Source organism: Curtobacterium sp. PhB78 (assembly GCF_003751685.1).
Taxonomy (GTDB): domain Bacteria; phylum Actinomycetota; class Actinomycetes; order Actinomycetales; family Microbacteriaceae; genus Curtobacterium.
This window is the reverse complement of sequence record NZ_RKIA01000001.1, coordinates 101,514-124,999: the sequence shown is the minus strand read 5'-3', so window position 1 is coordinate 124,999 and position 23,486 is coordinate 101,514. Positions and strand designations below refer to the sequence as shown.

Annotated in this window: 19 protein-coding genes; 8 read left to right on the top strand and 11 right to left on the bottom strand. The window is 71.5% G+C overall.

The genetic code is table 11. The annotated features are described in order from the left end of the window. The 3 genes from EDF53_RS00670 to EDF53_RS00660 all read left to right on the top strand — a co-directional run bounded on the left by EDF53_RS00670 (position 1) and on the right by EDF53_RS00660 (position 8,983). A complete protein-coding gene (locus tag EDF53_RS00670; RefSeq protein WP_260215144.1) occupies positions 1-1,287 on the top strand; it encodes a bifunctional glycosyltransferase family 2/GtrA family protein in 1,287 nt (428 codons plus the stop codon). Positions 1,288-1,628: 341 nt separating this feature from the next. Further along, the gene (locus tag EDF53_RS00665; RefSeq protein WP_123291789.1) at positions 1,629-7,196 is read left to right on the top strand and encodes a glutamate synthase-related protein; all 5,568 of its coding nucleotides are present in this window, start codon (positions 1,629-1,631) and stop codon (positions 7,194-7,196) included. Further along, on the top strand, positions 7,193-8,983 hold the full coding sequence (locus EDF53_RS00660; RefSeq protein WP_123291788.1) for a sulfite reductase subunit alpha: 1,791 nt from the start codon (positions 7,193-7,195) through the stop codon (positions 8,981-8,983). The genes EDF53_RS00665 and EDF53_RS00660 overlap by 4 nt, the downstream gene beginning before the upstream one ends. Positions 8,984-9,381: 398 nt before the next feature. Here EDF53_RS00660 and EDF53_RS00655 read toward each other — a convergent pair whose 3' ends face one another. From EDF53_RS00655 to EDF53_RS00640, 4 genes are read right to left on the bottom strand one after another with little or no spacing between them, the layout of a single operon-like run. Then, positions 9,382-9,777 carry an ATP-dependent DNA ligase gene (locus EDF53_RS00655; protein WP_123291787.1) on the bottom strand — a complete coding sequence of 132 codons (396 nt, stop codon included), beginning with the start codon at positions 9,775-9,777 and terminating at the stop codon, positions 9,382-9,384. 8 nt (positions 9,778-9,785) lie between these two features. Next, positions 9,786-10,928: a S9 family peptidase gene (locus tag EDF53_RS00650; protein WP_123291786.1), complete on the bottom strand. Its 1,143-nt coding sequence runs from the start codon at positions 10,926-10,928 to the stop codon at positions 9,786-9,788. 4 nt (positions 10,929-10,932) lie between these two features. Beyond that, the gene (locus EDF53_RS00645) at positions 10,933-11,838 is read right to left on the bottom strand and encodes a hypothetical protein (RefSeq protein ID WP_123291785.1); all 906 of its coding nucleotides are present in this window, start codon (positions 11,836-11,838) and stop codon (positions 10,933-10,935) included. Next, positions 11,838-12,227 carry a hypothetical protein gene (locus tag EDF53_RS00640; RefSeq protein ID WP_123938427.1) on the bottom strand — a complete coding sequence of 130 codons (390 nt, stop codon included), beginning with the start codon at positions 12,225-12,227 and terminating at the stop codon, positions 11,838-11,840. The genes EDF53_RS00645 and EDF53_RS00640 overlap by 1 nt, the downstream gene beginning before the upstream one ends. 158 nt (positions 12,228-12,385) lie before the next feature. On the opposite strand from EDF53_RS00640, the gene EDF53_RS00635 reads away from it, so the two are divergent. Together EDF53_RS00635 and EDF53_RS00630 are read left to right on the top strand one after the other, a co-directional pair. After that, a complete protein-coding gene (locus EDF53_RS00635; RefSeq protein ID WP_123291783.1) occupies positions 12,386-12,730 on the top strand; it encodes a helix-turn-helix transcriptional regulator in 345 nt (114 codons plus the stop codon). Then, entirely contained in the window at positions 12,730-13,713 is a 984-nt protein-coding gene (locus EDF53_RS00630) for an SRPBCC family protein (protein ID WP_123291782.1), read from the top strand. Before EDF53_RS00635 ends, EDF53_RS00630 begins: the two co-directional genes overlap by 1 nt. A 133-nt stretch (positions 13,714-13,846) precedes the next feature. On the opposite strand, the gene EDF53_RS00625 is transcribed toward EDF53_RS00630, so the two are convergent. From EDF53_RS00625 to mvk, 5 genes are read right to left on the bottom strand one after another with little or no spacing between them, the layout of a single operon-like run. Then, the gene (locus EDF53_RS00625) at positions 13,847-15,007 is read right to left on the bottom strand and encodes a hydroxymethylglutaryl-CoA synthase (protein WP_123291781.1); all 1,161 of its coding nucleotides are present in this window, start codon (positions 15,005-15,007) and stop codon (positions 13,847-13,849) included. Beyond that, the gene (locus tag EDF53_RS00620; RefSeq protein WP_123291780.1) at positions 15,004-16,068 is read right to left on the bottom strand and encodes a hydroxymethylglutaryl-CoA reductase; all 1,065 of its coding nucleotides are present in this window, start codon (positions 16,066-16,068) and stop codon (positions 15,004-15,006) included. The genes EDF53_RS00625 and EDF53_RS00620 overlap by 4 nt, the downstream gene beginning before the upstream one ends. After that, a complete protein-coding gene (locus tag EDF53_RS00615) occupies positions 16,061-17,143 on the bottom strand; it encodes a phosphomevalonate kinase (RefSeq protein WP_123291779.1) in 1,083 nt (360 codons plus the stop codon). The genes EDF53_RS00620 and EDF53_RS00615 overlap by 8 nt, the downstream gene beginning before the upstream one ends. Then, complete coding sequence (mvaD, locus tag EDF53_RS00610) at positions 17,140-18,165, bottom strand: diphosphomevalonate decarboxylase (RefSeq protein WP_260215143.1); 1,026 nt, start codon at positions 18,163-18,165, stop codon at positions 17,140-17,142. Before mvaD ends, EDF53_RS00615 begins: the two co-directional genes overlap by 4 nt. Continuing rightward, on the bottom strand, positions 18,165-19,160 hold the full coding sequence (mvk, locus tag EDF53_RS00605; protein ID WP_123291777.1) for a mevalonate kinase: 996 nt from the start codon (positions 19,158-19,160) through the stop codon (positions 18,165-18,167). Before mvk ends, mvaD begins: the two co-directional genes overlap by 1 nt. A gap of 81 nt (positions 19,161-19,241) precedes the next feature. On the opposite strand from mvk, the gene EDF53_RS00600 reads away from it, so the two are divergent. Genes EDF53_RS00600 through EDF53_RS00590 form a run of 3 tightly spaced genes read left to right on the top strand, consistent with a single transcriptional unit; the run spans position 19,242 to position 21,161 of the window. Then, entirely contained in the window at positions 19,242-19,715 is a 474-nt protein-coding gene (locus EDF53_RS00600; protein ID WP_185020884.1) for a MarR family winged helix-turn-helix transcriptional regulator, read from the top strand. Between the two features lie 21 nt (positions 19,716-19,736). Beyond that, complete coding sequence (locus EDF53_RS00595; RefSeq protein WP_123291776.1) at positions 19,737-20,159, top strand: organic hydroperoxide resistance protein; 423 nt, start codon at positions 19,737-19,739, stop codon at positions 20,157-20,159. Positions 20,160-20,186: 27 nt separating this feature from the next. After that, positions 20,187-21,161: a zinc-binding dehydrogenase gene (locus EDF53_RS00590; RefSeq protein ID WP_123292283.1), complete on the top strand. Its 975-nt coding sequence runs from the start codon at positions 20,187-20,189 to the stop codon at positions 21,159-21,161. 152 nt (positions 21,162-21,313) lie between these two features. On the opposite strand, the gene EDF53_RS00585 is transcribed toward EDF53_RS00590, so the two are convergent. Then, positions 21,314-22,771 (bottom strand): sugar porter family MFS transporter, encoded by a 1,458-nt coding sequence (locus EDF53_RS00585; RefSeq protein ID WP_123291775.1) that lies wholly within the window; start codon positions 22,769-22,771, stop codon positions 21,314-21,316. 158 nt (positions 22,772-22,929) lie between these two features. Next, positions 22,930-23,463, bottom strand: coding sequence for a hypothetical protein (locus tag EDF53_RS00580; protein WP_123291774.1), 534 nt, complete (start codon positions 23,461-23,463; stop codon positions 22,930-22,932). Between the last annotated feature and the right edge of the window lie 23 nt (positions 23,464-23,486).

The following is a 23,486-nucleotide window of genomic DNA, read 5'->3' as shown; positions in this document are numbered from 1 at the left end:
ATGACGGAGACGAACCAGACCCTCGACATCGACATCGTCGTCCCCTGCTACAACGAGCAGGACACGCTCGCGGCCCACGTGCGACGCCTGCACACGTTCTGCCGGACGTCGTTGCACCACTCTTGGCGGATCACGATCGCCGACAACGCCTCGACCGACGACACCGCGCGGATCGCCGACGACCTGGCCGCCATGCTGCCCGGCGTGCACGCGGTCCACCTGCACGAGAAGGGTCGCGGGCGGGCACTCAAGGCCGTGTGGGGTGCATCTCCGGCGACCGTGCTCGTGTACGTCGACGAGGACCTGTCGACGGACCTCGCGGCACTCGAGCCGCTCGTGGCGCCGCTGCTCTCCGGGCACTCCGACCTGGCGATCGGCACGCGGTTGGCGGACTCGTCGCGGGTGGTTCGGGGTAGCAAGCGCGAGTTCATCTCCCGCTCGTACAACCTGCTGCTCCGCACGACGATGGGGGTGTCGTTCTCGGACGCGCAGTGCGGGTTCAAGGCCGTCACGAAACGGGCGGCCGACCAGTTGCTGCCGCTGTGCGAGGACGACGCGTGGTTCTTCGACACCGAGATGCTCGTCCTGGCCGAGCACGCGGGGCTGCGCATCCACGAGGTCCCGGTGGACTGGGTCGACGACGTGAACTCGTCGGTGCAGATCGCCTCGACGGCCACCGAGGATCTGAAGGGCATGTGGCGCGTCTCGCGGGGCATCGCCAGCGGGCGGGTGCCGGTGGGTGCCGTGTACGAGACCATCGGCCGCCGTCCGTTCACGCCACCGCACGTCGGGTTCCTCGGGCAGGTGCTGCGCTTCGGCGCCATCGGGGTGCTGTCGACCGTCGCGTTCGCGGTGCTGTACGCGCTGTTCCGTCCGGCGATCGGGGCGCAGACCGCGGACTTCCTGGCCCTGCTGCTGACGGCGATCGGCAACACCGCGCTCAACCGGCGGTTCACGTTCGGTGTGCGGGGGCGTGCCGGAGCCGGGCGACATCACGTGCAGGGACTGGTGGTGTTCGGCATCGCGTGGGCGATCACCTCGGGGTCGCTGGTCGTGCTCCACAGCAGCGTGCCGGGAGCATCGCACGGTGCCGAGATCCTGGTGCTGACGGCCGCCAACCTGGTCGCGACCTGCGTTCGGTTCGTGCTGTTCAAGGCGTGGGTGTTCCGCGGCGGCCGCCGTCGCCCGGAGCTCATCCGCCCCGGCACGACCCCCGCCGCCGACGCCAGCACGGCGGTGACGGAGCCGATCACCGTCGACGAACGGACCGGCGAGCGCGCGGCCTGACACCGTGCGGGGCTGGCCACTCGGTGCGGGGTCGTTCGGCCCGCGCAGCCCGTCGCACCGTGCGGTGCGGCCCATCCCGTGCGAGGTTGCACGCTCCGTGCAGCGCAACAACAGCGCACCGAGCGGGCAACCTCGCACCAGCCGGACAGGCGCGCACGGTGCGACACCATCACACGCCCGGACGCGCGGTGTTGCGTGGGCGGTATACCGCGCCGTAGCATCGCCGTACCGCACCACAACCCCACAGGGCCCGACTGCCAACACCGGTCTGCCCGCGGCGAGCGCTCCATCGATGCAGCCTGGCCGTCCGCTGCCGGCAACGCCCCACTGGACCCGCACACGTGAACCCCACATCTTTCGGTCTCTACGACCCTGCCCGCGAATCGAGCGACTGCGGCGTCGGTTTCATCACCCGACTCGACGGCACGCCCCACCACGACGTCATCCGCAAGGGTGACGAAGCGCTCTGCGCCATCCCCCACCGCGGCGGCAAGTCCGCCGAGGGTGTCGGTGACGGCGCCGGCGTGAGCATCGACCTGTCGGTGGAGTTCTTCAGCGCCATCACCGGCCAGGAGCTCCGCGCCGGACACTTCGGTGTCGCGAACTGCTTCGTGCCGAGCGGCGCAGGTGCGGCGGCGGACGCCGAGCGCGCCCGTGCGCGGCAGACCGTCACGGACGCCATCGAGCAGCAGGGCTTCGAGCTGCTCGTCGTCCGCGACGTCCCGGTGGACCACTCCGTCGCCCGGCCCGAGGCCGAGCAGTACCAGCTGCCGATCGTGCAGTGGGTCTTCCGCGCGCCCGAGCAGTGGGACCGCACCGAGGTCGACGCGGCGGCGAACCGCGCCCTGCTCGCGATCGAGTCGGTGTCCTACGGCGAGGCCGCCGAGCAGCGCGCCGAGCACGCGGCCCTGTACCCGCTGTCGCTCAGCGCCCGGACCCAGATCCTGAAGGGCCGCCTGAACTCGGGCGAGGTCATCGGGTACTTCACGGACCTGCGTGACCCGCGGCACTCGGTGCGGACGCTGTACTTCCACACCCGGTTCTCGACGAACACCGAGCCGCACCCGACGATGGCGCAGCCGTTCCGGCTGATGGCGCACAACGGCGAGCTGAACACCGACCGGAAGAACCGGCTGTCGGACGAGGCGCTGGCGCGTGCCCGCACCCGCAGCATCGTCCGCCCGCCCGGGCAGTCGGACTCGAGCCGCCTCGACCAGACGCTGCAGAGCCGCGTGTTCGACGACGGACTCGAGATCGTCGAGGCCGTGGTCTCGCTCATGCCGCCGGCGTGGGAGAACGACCGCACGCTGACCGCCGACGTGCGGGACATGCTCGAGTACTTCTCGCTGTACGAGGAGAAGAACGACGGCCCCGCCGCCGTGATCTTCAGCGACGGCGACGTGGTCGGCGCGCGCCTGGACCGCCTGGGGCTGCGTCCGCTGCGCACCGTCGAGACCACCGAGTACCTGATGGTGTCGTCCGAGGCCGGTCAGGTCATGTTCGACGCCGACGAGGTCGTGCACCGCGGCCGCATCGAGGCCGGCGGCATGCTCGTCGTCGACCACCGCACCGGTACCCGGATGCGCACGGACGAGGTGCTGCGCATGCTCGCGGCCCGCCGCGACTACGGCACGCTGCTCGACGCCGCGCGTGTGAACCTCGACGACCTGCCCGCTCCGGACTACGAGCGCACGACGACCACCCTGGGCTACGAGGGCGACCTGTCGCTCGCCGGCCGGTACGTGGCGTACTCGCTGAACCAGGAGAGCTTCCGGTTCATGCTCGACCCGATGCTGCAGAACGGCTCGGAGCGGATCTCGGCGATGGGCTACGGCAACGCCATCAACGCCCTGAGCGACACCGAGGGCGGCATGGCGAAGTACTTCTCGCAGCGCTTCGCCCAGGTGACGAACCCGCCGCTCGACTCGATCCGTGAAGCCGACGGCATGAGCATGCGCGTGGCGCTCGGCGCGAAGCCGGACGGCACGGGTTCGACGAGCCGACAGCTCGTCGTGCAGTCGCCGATCCTCGGCCACCTGGACATGGTGCGCCTGCGCGACCAGGACATCGTGCCGCTCGAGCGCTTCGACATGCTCTACGTGCCGGTGCTCGGCGACGAGCAGGCGAACGCGGACGCCGTGCGCGACGCCGTGGACGCCCTGTGCGACGCCGTGGAGCAGTTCGCGGGGACGTCCGGCGGCATCGCCGTGCTGACCGACCGCGAGGTCTCGTCGGCCCGTGCGCCCCTGCCCGTGATCCTGGCCGTGGCCGCCGTGAACCAGCGGCTCATCGAGACCGGGCTGCGCCTGCGGGTGTCCGTCGTCGCCGAGAGCGGTCAGCTGCCGTCGTCACACCACGTGGCGACGGCCCTGGGCTTCGGCGCCTCGGCTGTGTACAGCTTGAGCGCGCGCCTGCGTGCCGAGGAGAAGTACCCCGCCGCGCCGGCCCCCGCCGGTGAGCTCACCGCGACGGACCTCGCGCTGAAGCAGTTCCGCAAGGCCGCCGAGAAGGCGCTGGCGAAGACCATGGGCCGCGTCGGTCTGTGCACCGCCGAGAGCTACATCGGTGGCGCGTTCTTCGAGCCGAACTACCTGGACACCGGCGACGACGTCCTGGCGCGGGTGTTCCCGCACATGCAGGCCCCCGTGGGCGGCGTCGGCTTCGCCCGCATCGCCCAGGCGGCGACGGACTGGCACGAGCGTGCCCGCTCGGTCGCGGCCGAGGGCCAGGTCCCCCTGCTCGGCCTGTTCAAGGAGCGCTCGGACGGTGCCGGCCACTCGTTCGGCGTCGCGAGCGTCCGCGGGTTCGGCGGGATGACCGAGGAGCGTCCGGCCTTCGAGCGCTCCGGCGACTCGGACGCCCTGCGCCTGCTGACGCTCGGTCAGCTCGACGACTCGTTCGGCATCACCGACGCCGCGTACCGCAACACCGGCTACGACCGCCTCAGTGACACCGAGATCGACCAGCACCGGATCACGCCGGGCTACGTCACGTTCCTGCAGACCACGCACGACGAGCGGTCGCGCCGTCCCGCTGCGCTCCGCGACGTGCTCGCCCTGCCCGCGGACGTCACCGGCATCGACACGGCCGAGGACTTCGCGCGCGAGCTGGGTCGGTTCTCGACGACCGGCAACGCCAGCGTCACCGTGCGCGGGCTGTCCGGCTCGCGTCCGACGGACGACCAGGACCTGCCGGGAGGCACGGAGCGGTTCCGCCTCGCCCTCGCGTCCACGGGGACCACGGGTGCACTGCGCCACCAGGCCCTGGCAGACGGCCTCGCGCTGCTCTACCCGGGCCAGGTCGACGTCGACGCCGTCGACGCCACCCAGGTGACGCTCCGCGCCACCGGCGCGGCCGTCGGCCTGCTCGCCCTGCTCGAGAGCGCGCCCGACAGCGTCGAGCTCGACGAGGTCCAGCCGGCGCACGAGATCACCCGGACCCTGGCGTCCGGCGCGATGAGCCACGGCGCCCTCGTCGCCACCGCGCACGAGGCGGTGGCGCACGGCACGAACATGGTCGGCGGCATGTCGAACAGCGGTGAGGGCGGCGAGCACCACTCCCGCTACGGCACCATCCGCGGCTCGCGGATCAAGCAGTTCGCCTCGGGTCGCTTCGGCATCTGGGCGGGCTACCTCGCCGACCCCATGCTCGAGGAACTCGAGATCAAGATCGGTCAGGGCGCGAAGCCCGGCGAGGGCGGTCAGCTGCCCGCGCCGAAGGTCACGGTGGACATCGCCGCGGCCCGTGGTGGCACCCCCGGCGTCGAGCTCATCTCGCCGCCGCCGCACCACGACACGTACTCGATCGAGGACCTGGCGCAGCTCATCCACGACTGCAAGGCCGCCCGTGTCCGGGTGATCGTGAAGCTCGTGTCCTCCGAGGGCATCGGCACCATCGCGGTCGGCGTCGCCAAGGCCGGTGCGGACGTCATCAACGTCGCGGGCAACACCGGTGGCACCGGTGCCGCGGCCGTCACGAGCCTGAAGTACGCGGGACGTTCGGCGGAGATCGGCGTCGCCGAGGTCCACCAGGCCCTCGTCGCGAACGGCCTGCGCTCCAAGGTCACGCTCCGGTGCTCGGGCGCGCACCAGACGGGGTCCGACGTCGTGACGAGCGCCCTGCTCGGCGGCGACAGCTTCGAGTTCGGCACGACCGCGCTCATGATGCTCGGCTGCGTCATGGCGAAGAACTGCAACGTGAAGTGCCCGGCCGGCCTCACCACGAACGCCGAGGCGTTCGAGGGCGACCCGCGTGCCCTCGCGCAGTACCTGCTCAACATCGCCCACGACGTCCGGCAGATCCTCGCTCGCCTCGGTCTGCGCTCGCTGCGCGAGGCACGGGGTCGCACCGACCTGCTGCAGCTCCTCGACCACCCGGCGAGCGTCGGGCGTCTGGACGCCCGCGCCCTGCTCGCGCAGGTGCCGGAGAAGGTCGTGACGGACCCGGAGTACCTGGAGAAGGACTTCCACACCGACGACACACTGCTCGAGCGCATCCGCACGGCGCTGGTCGACCACGCCCAGGAGCACGTGCTCGTGCACGGGGTCCTGCTCGGCAACAGCGACAAGTCCGTCGGCGGCCAGCTCGGCATCGACGTCGAGCGCCTGCTCAACCACGAGTTCGGCGCCGAGGACGTCCAGGGGCTGCCCGCCGTGGCGACCGACGACCGCGGGCGCCGCCGGCTGGTCGACGGTGCGGTCACGATCCGCACCCAGGGGTCGGCCGGGCAGTCGTACGGCGTGTTCAACAACGACGGCATCGTGCTCGAGCACACCGGCACCGCGAACGACGGCGTCGGCAAGAGCCAGAGCGGCGGTCGGATCATCGTCCGTGCGCCCGGCGGCGGCAGCGCCGACCAGGGCGGGAACGTGCTGATCGGCAACTTCGCGCTCTTCGGGGCCACCGGCGGCCGCACCTTCGTCGAGGGCGAGGCCGGAGACCGCTTCGCCGTCCGCAACTCCGGCGCCACGGCCGTGGTCGAGGGCGTCGGCGACTTCGGGTGCGAGTACATGACGGGCGGCGCCGTGTTCAACCTCGGCGCGTTCGGCAAGGGGCTCGGCAACGGCATGTCCGGCGGGTTCCTGTACCAGTACGACCCGTCCGGTCAGGTCGCCCAGCGCGCCAGCACCGACTCGCTCCTCGTGTTCCCCGTCACCGACACCGAGCGCGGCGCGTTCCACGAGGCCGGCGCGCGCCTGCTGCTCGAGTGGCATCTCGAGGCGACCGGGTCGGCGCTGGCCGAGCGGCTGCTCGCCGACTGGGAGACCACCCGGCAGCACGTCTTCGTCGGCATGCCGCGCGCCCTGCTGCTCTCGCAGGACGCCGGCGAGATCCTCGCGGCGGCCACCCGCTCCGAGCTGCTCGACGAGCTCGCGTCCTCGATCGCCACGGACAAGCTCCGTGCGTTCAAGGTCGACTACCGCGACCAGCGCACCGTCCTCGACGGCCGGGCCCCGGCCCTCGGCGACCAGGGCGACGACATGTTCTCGCTGCTGTCGTCGTACACGGTGCTCGGTGTCGCCCAGGACGTCGCCCTCGAGCGCGTCCCCGGTGCGGGTCCGAACGACCCCCGCGTCACCGAAGCGGTGAAGAACCTCGTCCTGACCGAGGACTTCTCGGTGAAGCAGCGCGTCGTGAAGTACCTGCGCGGCACGCTCGACCGGTTCGCGGACGACCAGCTCGCGACGCTCATCGCGATCAAGCGGCTCGACGACTACAAGCGTGCGCTCACGCAGCGGAACAACCGCAGCATGGACGCACCGGGCACCACGGGGTGGATCATGCACCAGAACGCCAAGAACGACGGCCGCGTCCGCGAGGCCCGCTTCGACGAGCTGCTCGCCACCGCGGCGCTCGAGGACATCGCCCGCCGTGCACCCCAGGCGCCGACCGAGGCGGTGTCCGCGTGAGCCTGCTCCCCCCGACCGGATCGCTGATCCCCGTCGACGCACCGTTCTCGGCTGCCCAGGAGTCCTGGCTGGCCGGGTTCATCGCGGGCATCGCCGCCGCCGGCAAGAAGGCGTCCGGCGCCGCCCCCACGACGACGATCGACGTGCTGTTCGGCACGCAGACCGGCAACGCGGAGTTCCTGGCCGACGAGCTCGTCGCCGGGGCGAAGGCCCGCGGGCTCGGTGGCCGTGCCGCTGCACTCGACGCCGTCACCCCGGAGCAGCTCGCCGAGATGACCCACGTGCTCGTCGTCACCTCGACGTACGGCGAGGGCGAGATGCCCGACAACGCCGGCCTGTTCTGGGACGCGGTCCAGGCGTCCACCGTGCCGCGGCTCGAGGGACTGCAGTACGCCGTCCTCGGCCTCGGGGACACCAGCTACGACGAGTTCTGCCAGGCCGGCAAGCTCCTCGACACCCGCTTCGAGCAGCTCGGCGCGACCCGGGTGCACGACCGCGTGGACTGCGACGTCGACTTCGAGGACGCCGCCGCACTCTGGAGCGCCGCCGTGCTCGACCGGCTCGCTGCCGAGGCCGGCGCGACGGGCGCACCCGGCGCGACCACGGGCAGTGGTGCCGACGGCGGTGCCGCCGTGACCGGCGGGGCGGGCGCGGGCCGTGCCTCCCGGCCGGGGTCGCAGTGGAACAAGCGCAACCCGTACCCGTCGCGGCTGGCCGAGAACCGGCTGCTCTCCTCGCCGCGCAGCGCGAAGGAGATCCGGCACTACGAGTTCGACCTCGGCGACTCCGGCATCGAGTACGCCGCCGGCGACGCCCTGGCGGTCGTGCCGGTCAACGACGAGGTCTTCGTCGCGGAGCTGCTCGAGCAGGTCGGCGCGAACGGCGGCGAGTCGTTCGACGGCCGACCGATCACCGAGGTGCTGCGGAGCGACCGCGAGGTCCGCACGCCGTCGAAGGACCTCATCGCGGACCTCGTGCAGCGCGCCCCGGCGAGCGAACTCGCCGCGGTCGTCTCGCACGGCGACAAGCACGAACTGGACCGCTGGCTGTGGGGCCGTGACGTCCTCGACCTGCTGCGTGACGCCGGACCGGCCGCTCCCGGACTCGACGAGCTGCTGCCGAACCTGCGCCCGCTGCAGGCACGCCAGTACTCGATCTCGTCGAGCCCGCTGGCGCACCCGGACCGCATCCACCTGACCATCGCGTCCGTCCGGTACGGCGACCCGCACCGGATGTACGCCGGTGTCGCGTCGACGTTCCTGGCGGACCGGGTCGACCCCGACGGTACGGTCGACGTCTACCTGCAGCCGAACGCGTCGTTCGGCGTGCCGGCCGACGCGTCCGCACCGATGATCATGATCGGTCCGGGCACCGGCATCGCCCCGTTCCGCGGGTTCCTGCACGAGCGGGCCGCGGCCGGTGCGACGGGGCGCAACTGGCTGTTCTTCGGCGACCAGCACCGCGACACCGACTTCGTCTACCAGGACGAGCTCACCGAGCTGCAGGAGCAGGGCGTGCTGAACCGCCTCGACCTGGCGTTCTCACGCGACCAGGCCGAGAAGGTCTACGTGCAGACGCGGATGCGCGAGCAGTCCGCCGAGCTGTTCGCCTGGCTCGAGGACGGCGGCCACGTGTACGTGTGCGGCGACGCCTCGCGGATGGCGAAGGACGTCGAGGCCGCGCTGCTCGACGTCATCCGCACCGGCCGCGGGCGGGACGAGGACGACGCGCTGTCGTACCTGGCCGACCTGCGCCGCACGAAGCGGTACGTCCGCGACGTCTACTGAGCCAGCAGTGCCCGCCCGATCCGGGCAGCAGGACGCCCGGGCAGCAGAACGCCCCGGTAGCGGAACCCGAATCCGACTGCCGGGGCGTCCTGTGGAAGGGTGCCGGTCAGTGAGGCCTGACCGACGAGCCCAGTGGCGTGACGCAAGGACCCGGGTGCGATGACCCGGCTTCCTGGACGACGAGTCTCCTGATCCGGGACTCCCGTCGTGCTCGCCACTCGATCGCCGATGGTTGGTCGGCGCCGGGCGCGCACTGCGTCACGGTCATTCGGGTCCCCCTCCTGCCGCGGTTCGTTGCCATCACCGGCTCCCTGGATGCCGGCCCGAAGGGACGACTCTGATCCGCGGTACAGAAACGCTACGACGATCGGCGGATCTTCGGAACCCGTTGACGGGAATCACTCAGCCGTGCTACCGCTCGGTGTCCCCGAAGCGTCGTCGGCGTCCCCCGGTGCGACCGCTCGCGACCACGCCGAGTCGGCCGCCGTGCTCGTGTCCGGCGGTTCCGGCGTCAGGACGAGCCCCGACCCGGACGTGGCCGAGGCGTAGAGGTCCTCGAGCCAACTGCGGTTGATCGACGGCACCCGGCTGCCGGAGAACTTGAAGTGCAGGCCGACGTTGGGGTTCAACCAGATCGTGCTGCGGCCGTTGCCGTGGACGACGTCGTCCTTCCACGAGAACGCGAACCGGTGATCACGCCGGAGCATGTTCACGATCACGATCTGCAGGTGTGTCATGGCACGGTCGTCGATGCGGAGGTCGAGCGGCTGGCCGTCGTAGATGAGCTGACCCATGGCCCCTTCTACTCCATGGTGCCGGTGTGGTCGAGCGATCTCGCCCAGGTCGTGATCGTGGTGTCGAACCAGACGGCGTCGACGTTCCGCTCCCAGGCGTGCTCGGCGGGCTCGCTGACCGCCAACGTCACGGTGTCGGGGTGCGCGTCGGCGAACTCCCGACTGACGGCGAACGGCACGGTGGTGTCCCCCGACGAGTGGATGAGCAGGGTCGGCGGCAGGCTCCGCGGCGTGTGCAACCAGGAGAGCGCGCGGACGTCCACGGGTGAACGGAGCCCGACGAGACGGCACACGAGCGGCAGCGCCATCGCCCGGAGCGCGGCACCGACGACGAACCCGGGGAGCCCGGCACGACCGGCCTGGGAGCGCACCGTGGTCGCCCAGTCGAGCGCCGGTGACACGAGGACCAGTCCGACGAACCGGTCGCGGTGCGCCGACCGTGCCAGCAGCTCGTGGGTGATCGTCGCGCCCATCGACCACCCCACGATGACGAGCCGTTCGGCCCCGTTCGCGACGGCGTGGTCGAGTGCGGCCTCGACGTCGGGCCACTCACGGGCACCGAGGTGCGAGGCGCGGCCCTGCCAGGGCGCTTCGCCGTCGCCGCGGAACGACGGGACGATCGAGGTCCAGCCGGCCTCGAGTGCCGCCGGCACGGTCCGGAGCGCCGTCACGCGGGTGGTGCGGATGCCGTGCACGTGGACGGCCCAGGTGGCGGCGGGCGCGGCCTCGGGGCCGCCGGGCCGGATGACCCAGGCCGGCGCGGGTCCCACGGGCGTCGCCAGGTCGACCTCCGCCCAGTCGACGTCCATCGCGGCGGGGTCCGGGTGCACGTGCCCGCTCCACCGCACCCGTGTCGACACGTCGCCCGTCGTCCGGACCACCGCACGCCGCACGGTGCCGGCGGCCTCGTCGACGTCGAGCACCGGTCCGACCGTGGTGTGCCCGGTACCGTCGTGCCACAGGCCGTACTCCCCCGGGCGCACGGTGTCGTCGGTGATCGGGAGCCGGATCGAGTCGTCGGTCGTCTCGAGCACCGGGGTCCAGCGGTCGCCGCCGGGCAGCACGATCTTGCCGACGACCTTCCGCACCACGAGCAGGAACGCCGCCGCCAGCACGACGAGCACGCCGAGCACCCACCAGACGATCGTCATCGCATCAGCCTCCGAGACTGCGGGTCAGGGTCAGTTCCGCCGAGCGCACCTGGGCGAGTTCGGCGTCGTCGAGGGTACGGCCCTGCACCTCGGCGTCGCGGATCGCGATGACGAGGTCGTAGGTCCGTGCCTGCACGTCGCCGTCCCGTTCGACGGTACGCAGTTCGTGGCGCCGGGCGATGCGGCGGAGCCGTCGGTGGTGCCGACGGCACGTCACGTCCCGCCACCACCGGCGGAACGTCAGGGACGCCATCGCGACGACGATGAGGACGATGCCCAGGTAGAACGGTGGGTCGAAGCCCAGACGGAGTCCGTCGCGCAGCGGAGCGGGGAACCACCCGAAGTGGTCGGCGGTGAGGGAGAGGAGCTCGTCGATGCTCGCGATGACCACGAGCGACAGGCCCACCCGGAAGACCACGAGCGCGACCGGGTTGCGCAGCACGCCGTACCGGAGCGTCGCGGCGGCGATCACGCCGACACCGACCATGTAGACCGACCCGTAGAGCCACATCGCCGGCTGTTGGATCTCCCGCACGATGAAGTGGAAGTCGGTGCCGCCCCGGTCGCGCACGGCGAAGAACGGGACGGCGAAGGCCACGACCACCACGAGGAGCGCGAGCGGGCTCGCCAACCCCGGCCGTTTCGGCAGGTCGGACGTGCTCGCCCGGAGCATCAGCCAGAAGGCCGCCGTGGCACACACGTTCTGCACCAGGTTGATGAGGTTCGTGCCCCCGAGGGCGCCGTCGAGCACGGTCTGCGGAACGACGCTGCCGAGCGTCAGCAGCCCGAGCGCACCGACGCCGGTCGCACCCCAGGCGGCGCGGCCACGTGGGTTCCGCAGCACGTAGGGCGTGCGGGCGAGGAAGATCAGCGCCGCGCACCAGAAGGCGGCGGCGTGCAGGACGGCCATCAGCCGTAGGCCCGCTCGTCCGCGCTCGCGCTGCCGGCGAGCAGCACGGTCGCCAGCTCGTACGCGAACCGCTCGGCGAAGTGCTCGTCGTCGTCCGAGATGCTCACCAGTCCGGTGTCGCCGTCGAGGGCGCGGCGGCACACGTGCCCGCCCGAGGCGAACTCGGCGATCGAGGTGGTGGTCGGGGCTCCGGCGTCGCCGTGCACGAGGTGTCCGAGCTCGTGCAGGACGCAGTGCATCCGGTACAGCTCGGGGGCGCCGGCCGGCACCAGGACGAGGTTCTCGTGCTCGAACTGCGACACCAGCGCGGTGAGCGGCCCCCAGCTCGGACCGTCGACGTCGACCACGCGGGTCGGCTTGCCGACGAACCGACCGACCCCGGCGACCACGTCCGGGAGCCTCGGCGACGGAGGAAGGGTCGCGACGAGGGCACTGACGGTGTCCGACGCGCTCGAGCCCACTGGCATCGCCCCTTTCGATCTCCGCGGACAGACTACCTGCACGTCCCCCTTGCGCACGAGGGTGGACAGTCGTAACGTACAACCAAATGGTTGTACGAATTGCACTGTCCGACGCCGAGGTCGACCGGGTGTTCCACGCACTGGCCGACGCGACCCGTCGTGACATCGTCCGACGCACGCTCGTCGGGTCCTCGTCCGTCAGTGACCTCGCGGACGCGTACTCGATGTCGTTCGCCGCCGTCCAGAAGCACGTCGCCGTCCTCGAAGGAGCCGGACTCGTGAGCAAGGAAGCACGCGGCCGCACCCGCATCGTGCGCGCCGAACCGGGGCAGCTCGCCCGGGTGCGCGACCTGCTCGACGCCTACGGCGACCTCTGGCGGGGCCGGCTCGACCGCCTCGACACCCTGCTCGACACCGACAAGGAGCAATGATGCCCACCACGTCCGTCCACACCGATCCCGAGGCCCTCGCGCTGACGCTCATCGCCGAGTTCCCCGTCCCGGTCGAGCGCCTCTGGGGCGCCTTCGCCGATCCCCGTCAGCTCGAACGCTTCTGGGGCCCACCCGGCTTCCCCGCCACCTTCACCTCGTTCGACCTGCGGCCCGGCGGCCGCGCCGACTACCGGATGACGTCACCACAGGGCGAGCGGTTCCACGCGGTCTGGCAGGTCACAGCGGTCGACGAGCCACACCGCATCGTGTTCCGCGACCTCTTCACCGACGCCGACGGCGAGGTCGACGACGGGTTGCCGACCAGCGAGACCGTCTTGTCGTTCGAGACCGTCGGAACCGGGTCGCGTGTAACCGTCCAGTCGTCGTTCGGGTCCACCGCCGACCTCGAGACCATGGTGGACATGGGCATGGTCGAGGGCTACGAGCAGGCCTTCGGACAGCTCGACGCCGTCCTCGCCGACCTGCGCGAGTACGCCCTGGGCAACGGCACCGTCACCGAGCTCGTCGACGACACCCACGTCCGCATCACGCGGGCCTTCGCAGCACCACGCCACCTGCTGTGGCGGGCGCACACCGAGCCCGAACTCGTCCGGCAGTGGTTGCTCGGACCGGACGGGTGGGAGATGACGGTGTACGAGAACGACCTGACGCCGGGTGGCACGTTCCGGCAGGCGTGGGCGCCGACGGGTGACACCGAGGGCGAGCCGTTCGGGTTCGAGGGCGAGAACCTCGTCGTGGAACCGGAGCGGCGGATGGTGTCCACCGAGCGTATGACCGGTGCGCCGTTCCCGCCGAACACGAACGACCTGCAGTTCGACGAGGCCGACGGCGTCACCCTCCTGACGCTGCGCATCACCTACCCCGACCGGACGCAGCGCGACATGATCCTGGCCACCGGCATGACCGACGGCATGGAGACCAGCTACCAGCGTCTGGAACGCGAGGTGCTGTCCGCCACGTGACCAGCGGACGGACGGGAGGCCCGTGGCGGGGCCGCCACGGGCCTCCCGTCCGTCACGCGGAAGCGACAGATCCCTGCGAACGTTCCGCACAGATCTGTCGCTTTCGCGGAGAAGTCAGGCCTGCGCGGAGGGGTCAGGCCTGCGCGGTCGCCTCGTAGTGGCGCGCGCCGCCGCGCACCCCGGCGAAGCGGTACGGCCCTGCCGTGACGCGCGGACGCTCGACGTCGTCGCTCGTCGCGGCGCCGGTCGCGTGCAGCTCCCGGTACGCGTCCACGGTCAGGGGGACGCGGGCGGACAGGAGCTGCCGGACCCGGCCGACGCGACGGTGCTCACGGTAGGACGGCTGCACGATGCCGGTGAGGAGCTCGCCGACGCTGCCCGAGCCGTAGCTGAACAGGGCGATGCGCTCACCCGCCAGGTCCTCGTCGAGGTCGAGGAGCGCGGCGAGCCCGATCCAGAGCGACGCCGTGTAGGTGTTGCCGGTCTGCTTGTTGTACGTGAAGCCGACGAACAGCTCCGACTCGTCGAACGGCACGCCCACGTGCTGCGTCAGCTTCCGGTGGGCCTTGAGCGCCATCTTCGTGAACGGCTGGTGGTGGACGAAGCGCACGATGTCCTCGTACGCCGGTCCGCCCTGGTCCGCCAGGTCGTCCCAGGCGCCGACGAACGCGTCGACGTAGGCGCTGACGGACAGACGGCCGTCGACCAGCGCGGTGGAGCGGTCGTTCGGACGCCAGAAGTCGTCGACGTCCGCGGTGAAGACGCCGGCGGCCGGCTCGATCTCGATGAGGTCGGGGTCGGCGGACACCAGGATCGCGGCCGCACCGGCACCCTGTGTGGGCTCGGCGGCGGTGTCGACGTCGTAGCGGGCGACGTCGGCGGCGATGACGAGCACGCGCTCGTGCGGTGCCCGGGCGATGATGCCGAGGGCGAGCTGCACGGCGGCCATCCCGCCGTAGCAGGCCTGCTTCAGCTCGACGACGCGGACGTTCTTCGGCAGGCCGAGCAGGCCGTGCACGAAGACGCCGGCGGCCTTGGACTGGTCGACGCCGGACTCGGTGGCGAACAGCACGGTTCGGATGCCGTCGACACCGTGGCGGTCGATGACCTCCTTGGCCGCGGCGGCCCCCATCGTGACGATGTCCTCGTCCGGGGCGGGCACGCTGAAGGCGTCCTGGCCGATGCCGACGTGGTACTTCGCCGGGTCGACGCCGAGGCGCTCGGCCAGGTCGTCGAGCTCGAGCACGTGGTGCCCGGTCGCGATGGCGATGTCGTGGATGCCGATGCGCGTCATGCTGCGCCTCCGGCCGGCTTCGTGCCCCGTCGCTCCATGGCGACGTGGGCGGCCATCAGCTCACCCGGGTTCGTCTGGGCGGCGAGGAGCGAGAGTTCCCCGCACAGCACCGTGGCGGCACACAGGGCGGCGAGCCGACGGGCGTTCGCACCGGGCTCGCGGTCCTCGCGGCAGCCGAGGCGCACCAGGGCGTCCTCGACGACGGGCAGGTCCCCGCCCTTGCCGTTGCCGACCGTGCCGACGATCAGGTGCGGCAGCGACGTGGCGAAGTACAGGTCGCCGTCGCGGTTCTCGGCACTCGTGATGCCCTGCGAACCCTCGACGATGTTCGCGGCGTCCTGCCCGGTGGCCAGGTAGAAGCCGAGCAGCATGTTCGCGTAGTGCGCGTTCGCGGAGCGGAGTGCCCCGGCGATGGTCGAGCCGATGAGGTTCTTCGCGATGTTCAGTTCGACGATGCGTTCGGTGCTCGACCGCAGGCGCTTCTCGACGATCTCGCCGGGGATCACGATCTCGGCGATGGTGTTGCGGCCGCGACCACGGATGCCGTTCACTGCGCTGGCCTTCTTGTCGGTGCAGAAGTTGCCCGAGACGGACACGTAGCGCAGGCCCGGCTGCCACGCCAGGATCGCGGGCAGGAGCTTGTCCGCCGCCTGCGTGACCATGTTGTGGCCGGAGGCGTCACCGGTCGTGAAGGCGAACCGCAGGAACAGCAGGTCACCGACGATCTCGGGGTGCACCTCGATGAGCTTCGCGAACCGGCTCTGCCCGGCGACCAGCGCCTCGAGCTCGTCCTGTCGCGCGAGGATCTGCCCCGCAGCGACGTGCGCCGCAGCGGCACTGGCTGCTCGGACGACGACCGAGCGGGTCATGCGCTCGTCGACGACGGTCGCGACGATGCCGTCGTCGACCATGCGCGAGATGCGGGCGCCGCGGCCGACGGACGGCCAGAGCGGCGACTCGTACGTGGCGAGCGGGACCTCGTGCTCGCCCTGGACCGCGTTGCCGCTGATGCGGATCGGTCCGACCCACTTGGTCGGGATCGGCGTGAGCAGGTCACTCATCGAGGGCTCCTTCTGGTGCTCGCACCGCGACGCTGAGGTGTCTGATGTCGTGCGCCTCCCAGGCGCGGTGTATGCCGGCGGGGTCGATGTCCGCGGGGACGAGTGCGATGCCGCAGTCGCCGCCGCCGGCGCCGGACGGCTTCGCCGCTCCGCCGGCCGCCTCGACGACGTCGCACAGCGTCGCGAGGCGTTCGGTCTCGATCTTCGACCCGACCGAGTCGCCGAGGCGCTGCATGAGCACCCGGGCACGTCGGAGCGCGTCGAGCGTCTGCTCCGCGTCGCCGGTCTGGAGGCCCGTGGTCAGGTCGTCGACACAGCTGCGGCTCTCGTCGAGGAACGCCTGGTACCCGCCGTTGCGGTGCCGACGCACCACACCGACGAGCTTCGTGGTCGAGGCCGGCGAGCCGGTCCAGCCGACCAGGAGCTGCAGGTTCTCGGGGGCCGGCAGCCGCTGGACGTCGAAGCCCGCCCACGCGGCGGCGTCGGTGAGGATGTCGGACACGCGGCGCTCGTCGACGAACGACGCGAGGTGGTCGCGGTCCGGGGCGCTGTAGCGCAGCCATCCACCGAAGGTGCTCGCGGCGAGGTCCCCGCCGGAGGCCCGCGGGTTCACCCGGATGGTGGCGAGCAGGGCGACCTGGAAGCGCTGCCGCTGCGTCAGGCCGATGCCGTAGAAACGGTCGAGGGCACCGACGGTCGCGACGGTCACCGCCGCCGAGGACCCGAGCCCGAACTTCCGGCCGCTGGCGTCGTCGAGCTGGCTCTCGATCCGCAGGTCGTGGAAGCGCGGGGCGATCCCCCGCTCGGCGCGGAGCTTCTCGACGAGGTCGATCGTCGCCATCACGTAGTCGTAGGGGTGGTGCTCGCGGTCCAGGGCGAGGCCGTCCTCGTCGCGCGTCCACGTCAGCGGCAGGTGGCCGTACTCCTCCGAGTGCACGCTGCCCGCACCGTGCGCCTCGGACACGCGTGCCGTGATGGCGCGGTCGAGGGCGATGAGGACGGACGGCTGGCCGGGCTCGACGACGGCGTACTCGCCGGCGACGAACAGCTTGCCGTGGGCGCGGAACTCGATCACTGCACGGACTCCTTCTGGTCGGGGCTGTCGCTCGCTGCGGCGACCCCGATCTCTTCGGAGCGGAGCACCCGAGCGGCAGGTCCGGTGCCGGACTCGATGACGTCGCCGAACGACGCCAGCGCGGTGGCCACGGCGGAGCGGTCCTCGGGCCGGCAGAGCACGACCACGTTCGGGCCGGCGTCGGCGGTGGCGTAGGCCTCGAGCCCGGCGGCGCGGAGTTCGCCCACGGCGTCGAACACGGCGACGCTGCGCGCGTTGAGGTAGCGGATGGGCGGGAAGGCGCCCTCGATCGTGGCGTGCATGCGCAGCGCGTTGCTCTCGGTGATCTCGCCGATGCGCGTGAAGTCGCCGGCTGCGCAGGCGTCGAGCATGTCGCCGACGGTCTCGGTGGTCGACGTGACCCACGCCGGGTAGAACGGCGACGTCGCGATGGTGCGTCGCATCGCCTCGCGCGAACCGATGGGCTTCGGTCCGGCGTCGATCGTCACGACCACCATGGCCATCGGCGGTGCCGGGATCGGCTCGGCGAAGGACCCCTGGTCGTCACCGGCGTGCCACACGGCGACGCCGCCGGGGATCGACCGCGTGGCCGACCCCGAGCCGCGTCGGGCCAGGCGGGACAGGTCGCGCGGGGACAGGTCGAGGCCGTACGCCGCCGAGGCCGCGGTGGCGAGCGCCGCGAACCCCGACGCACTGGACGCCAGCCCGGCACCGGTCGGCACGGTGTTCTCGGACACGACGGAGGCGCGGGCGTCGCTGCCGGCGAGCTCCCGCACGAGGTCGAGGAACTGCTGCACGCGCACCAGGGCGCCGTCCTCGACGACGTGACCGTTCAGCGTGAACCGGTCACGGGCCTCCTGGCCGGCGCCGGACCCGCCGTCCAGCGTGACGGTCGTCGTCGTCGGGAACACGTCGAGACCCATGGAGACGCTGCCCGTGGCGGGCAGCGCGAGCTGCGCGTCCGCCTTGCCCCAGTACTTGACGAGGGCGATGTTGGGGTGCGCGACGGCGGTGGCGGTCATCAAGCGCGGGCTCCGATCGTGGTGGTCCAGGTGGCTGCGGCCCCTGCGCCGCGGAGTGCGGCCGCGATGCGGTCCGCGTGGTCGTCGTCCGCGGCGAGTGCGAGCACGCACCCGCCCCGCCCGCCGCCGGTCAGCTTCGCGCCGAGGGCGTCCGCAGCACGTGCGGCGTCGACGAGCCGGTCCAGGTCGGCACTCGACACGTCGAGTGCGCTGAGCAGGTCGTGCGCGGCGTCCATCGTGGCACCGAGCCCCTGTGCGTCGCCAGCCTCGAGTGTCCCCCGTGCCTGCCGTGCGAGCGCGCCGATCCGGTCGATGACCGCGTCGACGGCGACCGGGTCCTGGTCGTGCCGTTCCCGCACGGCCGCGACCGCCTGCCGGGTGTGGCCGGGGACACCGGTGTCGGCGACGACGAAGGTGAAGCGGGCCCCGAGGGCGACGGGCTCGATGCGGCCACCCTCGAACCAGACCGGCACCGCGGCGACGACACCGCGGGCGTCGAGTCCTGACGGACGGCCGTGGGCGACCCGCTCGCACTCCTGGATGAGGTCGTGGTGGGTCTCGGCGTCGAGGGACTCGCCGAGGGCGTCCGCGACGGCTGCCGTCACGGCGGCGGCGACCGCTGCGCTCGAGCCCATGCCCCGGGCGGTCGGGACCTCGCTCTCGACCCGGACGTGGAAGTGCCGGTCGGTCACCCCGAAGTGCCGCAGCGTCGCGGTGACGGCGGTGACGGTCGGCATCACTGCTGCAGGTGCGAGGTCGAGCGGCCCCGTGTGCACCGTGGACTCGAGGGTGTGCCCGACGACCGTGCCGGTGGCCTCGTCGACGCCGGCGGTGACGGGGCTCACGGTCGCGACGACCCGGGCGTCGAGCACCGGCAGGACGAGTGCGGGTGCGCCGTAGACCACGGCGTGCTCACCGATCAGGATCGTCTTGCCGTGGGACGACGCGGTCCCGGAGCCGGGGGTCGTGGTGGAGTCGAGGTCGCTGCTGGTCATCGTGGGTCACGTCAGCCTAACCGTCCGCGCCGGAGCACGTGTTGGGTTGTGCACAACCGAGTTGCGTGCGATCCTGGTGGCATGCCCGTGACCGACGAGATGGTGTGCTTCTCCCTCTACGCAGCGAGCCGCGCGACCACGCAGGCGTACCGCTCGCTGCTCGAACCCTGGGGACTGACCTACCCGCAGTACCTGGTGCTCGTGACCCTGTGGATCGAGGGTGACCAGACCGTCTCGAGCCTCGGCGACCACCTGCAGCTCGACTCCGGCACCCTGTCGCCCCTGCTCCGCCGCATGGAGCAGTCCGAGCTCGTCCGCCGCGAGCGCCGCAGCGCCGACGAGCGCGTCGTGACGATCACGCTCGGCGACCGCGGCCGCACCATCCGTGCCGACCTCGCGCACATCCCGGCGACGATCGCCGCCGGCATGGGGCTCCCCGACGAGCAGGCCGCCACGGAGCTCATCGCGACCCTGCACCGGCTGACCGAGACGATGCACGCCGCGGCCACGAACGACACCGCCGCGACGCCCGACCGCGCCGCCGCGGACCACTGACCCCACGAAGGAAGGAACACCATGGAAGCCCTCTACACCGCCGAGGCCCTGGCCACCGGCGAAGGCCGCAACGGCCACGTTGCCACGAGCGACGGCACGGTCGAGTTCGACCTCGCCATCCCGAAGGAGATGGGTGGCTCCGGCAACGGCGCCAACCCCGAGCAGCTCTTCGCCGCCGGGTACGCCGCCTGCTTCCACTCCGCACTGCAGGGCGTCGCCCGCAGCCAGAAGGTGAAGATCACCGACTCGTCCGTCGGCGGCCGCGTGCAGATCGGCCCGAACGGCGACGGCGGCTACCAGCTCGCCGTCATGCTCGAGGTCGTCATCCCCGGCCTGGAGCACGACCAGGCCCAGGCACTCGCCGACGCAGCCCACCAGGTCTGCCCGTACTCGAACGCGACCCGCGGCAACATCGACGTCACCATCGTCGTCTCGGAGGACTGACCCATGAGCACCACCACCCCCACCACCATGCGCGCCGTCGTCCACGAGACCTTCGCCGAGCCCGCCGAGGTCCTCGGCGTCCAGGAGCGCCCGGTCCCCACGCCCGGCGCCGGCGAGGTCCTCGTCCGCACGGTCCTCTCCCCCATCCACAACCACGACCTGTGGACCGTCCGCGGCACCTACGGCTTCAAGCCCGAGCTGCCCGCCCCCTCCGGCACCGAGGCGCTCGGCGTCGTCGAGGCCCTGGGCGAGGGCGTCACGAACCTGACGGTCGGCCAGCGCGTCGCCGGCGGTGCCTTCGGCGTCTGGGCCGAGTACTACACCGCGAACGCCGCCGGGCTCGTCCCGGTGCCGGACGCCATGACCGACGAGGCCGCAGCACAGCTCGTCTCGATGCCGTTCAGCGCCATCAGCCTGCTGCACTCACTCGACCTGCACGAGGGCGACTGGCTCATCCAGAACGCCGCGAACGGTGCCGTCGGGCGCATGGTCGCCCAGCTCGGCGCGGCCCGCGGCATCAACGTCATCGGCCTGGTGCGTCGCGCCGCCGGCGTCGAGGAGCTGCGCGAGCAGGGCATCGAGCGCATCGTCGCCACCGACGCGGACGACTGGAAGGACCAGGTCGCCGCGATCACCGGAGGCGCCCCGATCGTCGCCGGTGTCGAGTCCGTCGGTGGCAAGGCCGCTGGCGACATCGCCAGCGTGCTCGGTGAGAACGCCACCCTCGTCGTGTTCGGCGCGATGGCCTCGCCCACGCTCGAGATCCCGTCCGGCAAGGTCATCTTCGGCCAGCTCACCGTGAAGGGCTTCTGGGGCAGCGTCGTCAGCAAGACGATGCCGGCCGAGACGAAGGGCCAGCTCTTCGGCGAGCTCATCACCCGCGTGCTCGACGGCTCGCTGACGCTCCCCGTCGCCGAGACCTTCGCGTTCGAGGACGTCCGCGACGCTGTGCGCGCCTCGGACACCGCCGGCCGCGTCGGCAAGGTGCTCCTGCGCCCGTAGCGCGACCGAACTACGGACGGGCGCGCCCCGCTCAGCGGCAACGCGAAGCGTTGCGCGGGGCGCGCCGACCGAGCCTGCGAGGGAGGACGGTGCCAGCTGGCACCGTCCTCCCTCGCCGTCTGAACGCGCGATCACCGCGCCACGTGCGCGACCTAGCCGCGCGACGCCTTCTGCGGGACCGTGAAGATGTTGCCGGTGGTGACGCCCTCTTCCACCTCTTCGAGGGTGCGGCCGCGGCTCTCCGGCACGAACTTCCAGATGAAGAGCAGCGCGAGCAGACCGACGATGCCGAAGCCGAAGAACGTCCCGGTGATGCCGGTCGCGGCGACGATCGTCGGGAAGTAGAGCCCGAGGAACGCGTTGGCGATCCAGAGGCAGAACACCGAGATGCCCATGCCGAGCGCGCGGATCTGGGTCGGGAAGATCTCCGACAGCACCACCCACACGGCGATGTTGAGGAAGGTCTGCATCGAGCCGACGAACGCGACGACGAGGAACAGGATCACCCACGGGCGGGCCGGGTTGCCCTCGGGCAGCGCGACCGAGGCGATGCCGATCAGGAAGTGGCAGACCGTCGTCAGCGAGAACCCGATGATCAGGGTCGTCCGGCGGTTGATCTTCTCCATGTTGTACAGCGCGATGACGCCACCGACCACGGCGATCACGCCGGGGGCGATGTTGGCGATGAGGGCCGCCGACGCCTGGAAGCCGGACTCGATGAGCACGGTCTGCCCGTAGTACATGATCGAGTTGATCCCGGTCAGCTGCTGGGCCACACCGAGGCCGGCGCCGATGAGCACGATGCGGATGAGCCACTTGTTGCCGAGCAAGGTGCGCCAGCCACTGACCTTCTGGACCTTCTGCTCGAACTCGTTCGTGCGCTTGATGTCGTCGAGTTCGGCGGTCGCACGCTCCGTGGTGCGGACCTGCTGCAGCACCGAGAGGGCTTCGTCGTACCGACCCTTCGACGCGAGCCACCGTGGCGACTCGGGCACCCGCAACATGCCGACGAACAGGGCGATCGCGGGCAGCGCGCAGACGGCGAGCATGACGCGCCAGACCCCGTTGCCCTCACCCCAGATGGTCCCGATGAAGGCGTTCACCACGAAGGCGGCGAGCTGCCCGATCACGATCATGAGTTCGTTGCGGCCGGACAACGAACCGCGGATCTCGTACGGCGCGAGTTCGGCGAGGAACACCGGGACGACGGTGGAGGCACCGCCGACCGCCAGACCGAGCAGGACACGACCGACCACCATCACGCCGAACACCGGGGCGAAGACGCAGATCAGGGTGCCGAAGAAGAACGTCACCGCGAGGGCGATGATCGTCTTGCGACGACCCCAGCCGTCGGCGATCCGGCCACCGAGCATGGCGCCGATCGCGGCACCGAACAGGAGCGAGCTCGTGACGATGCCCTCGGTGAGGTTCGTCAGGCCGAGCTCTTCCTTCATCGGGAGGAGCGCACCGTTGATGACACCGGTGTCGTACCCGAAGAGCAGGCCGCCGAACGTGGCGACCAGGGCCAGGACGCCGAGGCGGCGTCGGTGTGGTCCGGTCCCGATCGGGGGTAGTGCGACAGTCGGGGCTGTCGGCTTGATGTCGACCATTCGGTGACTCCTTCGTCGGTGATCGCGCTTCAGTGCGTGCACCGATGGTAACCCGGATCCATGTCCTGTCAATTGGACATTCTGTCGTCAGGACGATTGGATCGGTCCACATAACGCCTGATCAGGACGGGAGCGGTCCAACGCACTCCGGGTAAGCGTCAGGACTCATCGGGCGCCTGGCTGTCCCCCAGCACGTCACCGAGCGACGCGATGTCCGCGCCGTGGTCGGTGTAGCGCCGGACGGTCCGTCGGGCAGCTGCACTCGCGGCACCGGACAGCGCCGGGTTGCGTCGCGCGGCATCGGCCACCCGGCCCGCGTGCCCCGCGGTCGAGAGCAGGACGTTCGCCAGCGCCCGGGCGTCGCCGCGTTCGGGCACCCCGGTGACCGTCCACGCCGTGCGCACCTGGGCGTCCGGCGTCACACCGCGTCGGGTGCCCATGCGGTGCCAGTCGGACAGGACGCCCTCGGTCCGGGAGGCCGCGCGGTCGGCCTCGCCCGCTCTCCGGCGCGCGGCGTCACGTGCAGCGGACTCGCTCGCGCCCTCGACCGTGTCGTACCGGTCGGTGAGGCCGTCGGCCCGGCGCCGGACACTCTCCGCCCGTTCACGAGCAGCGCCGTCGTCACCGCCTTCTTCTGCGATGCGGGCGGCGTGCGCGGCGGCAGCCGCGGCGAGGATCTCCGAACGCTCCATGGCCTCGACGGTAGCCGTTCCGA